General features: G+C 51.2%; 6 protein-coding genes. 3 read left to right on the top strand and 3 right to left on the bottom strand.

The features are described from left to right. Positions 1-151: 151 nt before the first annotated feature. Positions 152-1,120, bottom strand: coding sequence for a ribose-phosphate diphosphokinase (locus GAC_RS01235; RefSeq protein ID WP_010268380.1), 969 nt, complete (start codon positions 1,118-1,120; stop codon positions 152-154). Positions 1,121-1,232: 112 nt separating this feature from the next. Here GAC_RS01235 and GAC_RS01230 point away from each other — a divergent pair, with 112 nt between their 5' ends. Next, positions 1,233-2,264 carry an Mrp/NBP35 family ATP-binding protein gene (locus GAC_RS01230; protein WP_010268378.1) on the top strand — a complete coding sequence of 344 codons (1,032 nt, stop codon included), beginning with the start codon at positions 1,233-1,235 and terminating at the stop codon, positions 2,262-2,264. 127 nt (positions 2,265-2,391) lie between these two features. On the opposite strand, the gene GAC_RS01225 is transcribed toward GAC_RS01230, so the two are convergent. Both GAC_RS01225 and GAC_RS01220 read right to left on the bottom strand, forming a co-directional pair. Continuing rightward, a complete protein-coding gene (locus tag GAC_RS01225; RefSeq protein WP_010268375.1) occupies positions 2,392-2,976 on the bottom strand; it encodes a DUF2497 domain-containing protein in 585 nt (194 codons plus the stop codon). Between the two features lie 27 nt (positions 2,977-3,003). Then, complete coding sequence (locus GAC_RS01220; protein ID WP_010265842.1) at positions 3,004-4,230, bottom strand: TolC family protein; 1,227 nt, start codon at positions 4,228-4,230, stop codon at positions 3,004-3,006. A 227-nt stretch (positions 4,231-4,457) separates the two neighbouring features. Between GAC_RS01220 and rplM the strand changes: the two genes are divergently transcribed. Both rplM and rpsI read left to right on the top strand, forming a co-directional pair. Next, on the top strand, positions 4,458-4,949 hold the full coding sequence (rplM, locus tag GAC_RS01215; RefSeq protein WP_010270531.1) for a 50S ribosomal protein L13: 492 nt from the start codon (positions 4,458-4,460) through the stop codon (positions 4,947-4,949). Further along, complete coding sequence (rpsI, locus tag GAC_RS01210) at positions 4,936-5,382, top strand: 30S ribosomal protein S9 (RefSeq protein WP_010265839.1); 447 nt, start codon at positions 4,936-4,938, stop codon at positions 5,380-5,382. The genes rplM and rpsI overlap by 14 nt, the downstream gene beginning before the upstream one ends. The last annotated feature ends 34 nt before the right edge of the window (positions 5,383-5,416 follow it).

Genomic DNA, 5,416 nt, shown 5'->3' with positions numbered 1-5,416 from the left:
TCAGACAACATATTAAACCACGCGACCACATTGCCGAGCTCTTCGCAGCACCGGTCAACCTCATGTTCCGGTACCCTGAGCCTCACCAACCTAGCCGCCCTAGCGAGCTCTTCGTGCCCCACACTGTAGGCTGCTCCATCTGAGAGTTTACTCATAACTTGTGCCTCATAAAGTGCGATAGTACGCAGTCTCCCAAAAGCTTGCCTACTGATTGTACTTTTATCTTACCCTCCGGGAAGGATACCCCAGTTATTGTATCTGTCACCACCAGAGAGTCCAGCTCTGACGCCTCTATGGCGTCAACCGCGCTGCCAGAGAACACACCATGGGTTATGCGCGCGTGTACACTCATGGCCCCCCTCGTTTTCAGGGCCGCAGCTGCGTTGCACAGCGTACCCCCCGAGTCTACTATATCATCCAAAATGACGCAATGCCTATCCTTTACGCTGCCGATGACGTGCACAACCTCAGATACTCCGGGGCTTTCACGATATTTGTCAATTACCGCCACCTGCACGGAGTTGACCTTGCGCCCTTCTGACAGCGCCCGAACGAACCCCCTAACCCTGGGCAGGGACCCACAGTCAGGCGCCACAACCGCCAGCTTGTCCAGTATGTGGCTGTCACCAATCTCCTCGATAAATAACCCCGCTACGGGCAGATTGGTAAGCGGCATTTCGAAAAACCCGGCTGCCTGGCTGGAATGCAGGTCTACGGTAATCAAGTGATCTATTCCAGACGCTCCAAGCAACTTTGCGACGACCTTAGAGCTAAGTGCGGACGTTACCGCACCATACTCACCCGCTACCCGGGACGTTACCCTATCCTGCCGAGAGTAGCACATGTAAGGCACCACAGCGGTTACCCTGTCTGGCGCGCAAGTCCGCCGCACAACATCTGCCAGCAGCAGAAGCTCCATTAAACTGTCATTCGCTGGTTTGCACAAGGACTGCAGCAAAACCACGTTCTTATACGGCGCCTCCGCAGCGCCACTTGGAAACTCAACGTTGATTTCTCCGTCCGCGAACCTAGAAATGCAGGGTGTGACTACTGGGAACCCTGTAACACTTGACAAACTTGCAGCAAGAGCTGTGGCAGTGCTGCCAGGTACTATTACCATACTGACCAAACGTTGCCATTAACGAGCGCATGATAATTAGGTGCGTCACAAAAGTAAACATGTTTTACCATACGTGGTACCATAATTTTTCACTCTGCTATGCGAAGTTGCCATGTTCACCGAACAGGATGTTAGGGAAATTCTGGAAAAGATTGCAGATCCGGAAACAGGCAGCAACGTGGCCAGCATCGGTAAATTCTCTATCACCCTGAATGGGGGCAATGTGGGCGTGATACTAGACATGCCCGGACAGGTTACTAAATCGTGGGAACAGAGCTTCAAAGCGAAGTGTATAAACGAAATCCAGAAGGGCATATCTGGCATATCAAGTGTAACGGTTGCTCTGGTGCAAAGGCGCACACAACGCACACCCAAGGTTACAATTGAGGGGGTGCGCAATATGGTGCTGGTTGTTTCCGGTAAGGGAGGTGTGGGAAAATCCACCGTGGCGACTCAAATTGCCCTTTCTCTGGTGAGGCGTGGGTACAAAGTTGCGCTGGTGGATGTGGATATTTATGGCTCTTCAATTCCACACCTACTTGGGGCCGACGCTTTGGCGGGAATCGACCGTAATGGCATGATAGTACCCCTGGAAAGTTTTGGGTTGAAAAGCATTTCGATTGGGAACCTTGTGGAGGACAAAAACAAGGCGATAGTATGGCGTGGCCCCATGCTTACTAAGGCAATCGATAAACTTATGTTAGGCACGAGCTGGGGGGAGATAGACTACATGATAGTTGATACGCCTCCAGGTACCGGTGACGTGCATATTAGCCTTGCAAAATTTGCCGTAACTGGGGCAGTAGCAGTCTCCACTCCGCAGAAGCTGTCAGTGCTGCAGGTTGTAAAGACCTGCGATATGCTCGCAAATTTGAATGTAAAGCTATCGGGAGTTATAGAGAATATGAGCTATTTTTTCGACAGCGCGTCTGGCCGCAAGACCTACGTGTTTGGTACGGGAGGAGCACAGGATATTTCCAGGCTGACTGGTGCACCATTCCTAGGTGACATCAGAATTGACCCCGAAATTTGTCAAACCTCGGAGTGCAGAGACCCAACTGTAGGAAACAAAGAGCTACTAGAAGCGTATGATCGAATCACAGAGAACATGCTAACAAGCATCACCGAAGGCGGTGTAATATAATCGTGCAGGATGGACTCACCCAAAGGAGCAACACCCGCCACCAATGGCAACTCCACACTCCCACGATTTCCAGCAAGAAGCCCACGTCTTGGAAAGACGACAAGCCCGGCCACGCACTCCGCTGCGACTACTGCTGTTTAATCAGCTTACCGATTTCTCTTTCCACAATTTCCCTAACCAGCCCCGGCAGGTTCTCGTTCAGCCACTCAGAAAGCTGAGGGCGCAGCACACTGAGCGTCAATTCCTCAACAGTGAGGCCTTTGCTGCTATCTCCCGCTGAGGGGGCAGGCGCCGCCGGGCTTTCCGTAGCCATGGCTGCGTCAACCAACTTTTTTATTTCTTTAGTTGCTGCTTCTATGTTCTCTCGAGAGAGCAAAGCACTTTCGTCCTCGTCTGACGATGCTGTACTACCTTCTGCAAAGGAAGCCAAGGACGAACTCTCAGTGAGCTCCATCGAGCAGCTTATCTGTCGTTGCTGCACTTCCCTTTCTACCGAGCAAAAATTCTTGGAGTGGCGCACCCTGCCAACACTCTGCGTAGCGCAAATGCTGCTGGACACGCCCGGGCCCTCTCTCTTATAGCTTATCACATCCAAATTCTCAGGATTTTCCAGGTACATTACGTCATCATGAGACTGGGAGTCGCTGAGTATGACTTTCCTTATACTTGCAACGACATCCCTTATAGACTGAAGGCTGCTGGAACCACTCATAACAAGCACATCCCCAAGGCACGTAACCTAATTAATATTAAATTGCCCAATTAAGGCAAGCAAATTGTACTGACTCACGATCAACTCGCTGTGTGCGTTTATCGTGTTCACCCTTGCCTTGAGCAATTCCTGTTCAACATCAAGCACATCCAGAGTCGTTTTCAAATTCAGCTTTGCCTCCTGCTTTATCGCTTCTAGCGCTGTTTCGGTGAACCTGGCTGAGTCGCGTGCGGACTTCAATACGGATCTAGACGTCGCCAAATTTTCCCAGGCCAGTATTATAGACTCCTCAATTTCCCGCATTTCTTCGCGCAAAGAGTATAGCTTGTGCTGCCGAATTTTATGTGCTCGGTCTATATCCATGAATCCTGTTCCTTGCTCAAAGACCGGGAATCGCAAACGCACTTCCAGCCGCTGTGACGCCTTGTCCACGTTTATGCCCGGGAACAGCTCAGATGCGGATATGCTCAACGACGGAAGCACTTTCTTGGCCGTTGCTATGGCCACATCGCGTTTTGATGCTTGGTACAAATACCTCGACAGTATTAGAGCCAGATTGCCCGCTTTCGAGGCCTCTATGGCTTCCTGCAGCGACTCGGGAATGTGTAGCCTATGCCTAGGGTATTTTAAATCAACTGGTTTTTCTCCTACTATACGGGTATAACTCGCCTCCATAGCTTTTAACTTGCCTGCTGCGCTCATGGCATCAGACTTCGCAGCGGAAAATCTTGCCCTCGCCTGGGCAAGCTCAGTTTTCGTGATTTCCCCTACCGAAAATCGTTTTTCTGCTGCGAGCATGTGTTGCTCGAAAACCTTTACGTTATTCTCGTTCAACTTATGCACTTCATATGCAGTCAGCACCCCCATGTACGTCTTTATCGCACCCAGTAGGGTTTTTTGTTTTTCCAAAGCGAGCCCTACGTCTTGTGCATTGTGCAAGTGTTTGGCTTTGTCAAGGGCGAGTGTTGCCGCGCCATCGAACATGGGCTGTGTTAAGGTCAAAGTGGACATACTATGCGACGCATGCCTACCATCTTTCTGCACGACGAAGTCGTAGGTGACTCTGGGTAGAAACCCCCTGATGACAGCGCTGGCTATTTCTCTTTTGGTGGCCAAGCTCCTATACACGCCTGCCTTGATGGCGTAATTATTCTCCAGCGTTTTTTTCAACGCCTCGTCCAGCGAAGTTCCATAGGCCCCAGAAGAAAGGGCAACTAAAAAGGCAGACGAAAGTAATAGAAATCCTATGCGCATAAGCAACCACCAGCTACTGTTTGTCTCACGTGCTATAGTTATGTAAAATCGCCGTCGGCGCAACATCTTAATCACGCCACGTACGGAGTTTAGAGTATACTGCATGGCCGCACAACTTGTGCTATCCGCGCGCTTATTTCTCGGTTGTGGGCCCAGTTTTGAAATTGACAAGTGTGGGATATGGCGCTAGAGTGACGTGATGCGTTTTGGTTTTTTGTGATTTTGTTATGGGTGTATTAGGCGCGAGGACTTTTTCTCTGAAGGCTAGTCAGGTGGACAAGCGCTGGGTGCTTATAGACGCTGACGGGGCCGTGGTCGGCAGGCTTGCGGCATTTGTTGCAAGTGTGTTGCGTGGCAAGAACAAGCCCGAGTACACACCCCACATGGACTGCGGAGATAATGTAATTATCATCAACGCCGGTCGCGCCAGGTTTACTGGCAACAAGCGCAAGGATAAAATCTATTACAGGCACACCGGGTACCCTGGTGGGCTGAAGAGCTGCACTCCCATGGATATTGAGCGTGCCGGCCGTCCTGAGAGGATAGTTAAGATGGCTGTGTGGAGGATGTTGGGTGATGGCCCGTTGGCTAGGCGGCGCTTCAAGAATCTCAGAGTGTACGCTGGTCCGGTCCATGGTCATGATGCTCAGAAGCCCGTGCCGTTGGACTTTGGTGCGGTGAACGTTAAGAATGCAAGGGGAAGGAATGACGGAAGGTGAGAGAGCTACCGATCTCGGTGGTGGGGCTGCTGCCAAAATAGACGAGTTTGGTCGCTCTTACGGTACCGGCAGCAGGAAGACCGCTGTGGCCAAGGTATGGTTGAAGGTGGGCAGTGGCGTGATCACGGTCAACGGGGTTGGATGCGCGCAGTACTTCAAGAGAGAATCTCTATGTCGCAGGGTTAATGCCCCGTTCGGGGTTGCGTCGTCCGTTGGCTGTTACGACGTGAAGGCTGTGGTTTTTGGTGGTGGCATTTCTGGTCAAGCTGGGGCTTTGGCTCACGGTATAAGCAAGGCACTAAAGTGCATGAATCCCGCGCTGCATCCCGTTTTAAGGCAATCTGGTTTCCTCACCAGAGATTCGAGGGTTGTGGAACGTAAGAAATACGGTCAGCACAAGGCCAGGAAGAAGTGCCAGTTTTCTAAGAGATAATATAGCTGGTCCGGTGCCTGCGTGTTCCGGCTTC

Origin of the sequence: Anaplasma marginale str. Florida (assembly GCF_000215485.1) — a bacterium.
Classification (GTDB): domain Bacteria; phylum Pseudomonadota; class Alphaproteobacteria; order Rickettsiales; family Anaplasmataceae; genus Anaplasma; species Anaplasma marginale.
The sequence above is the reverse complement of the archived record's forward strand: the minus strand, read 5'-3'. Positions and strand labels throughout refer to the sequence as shown.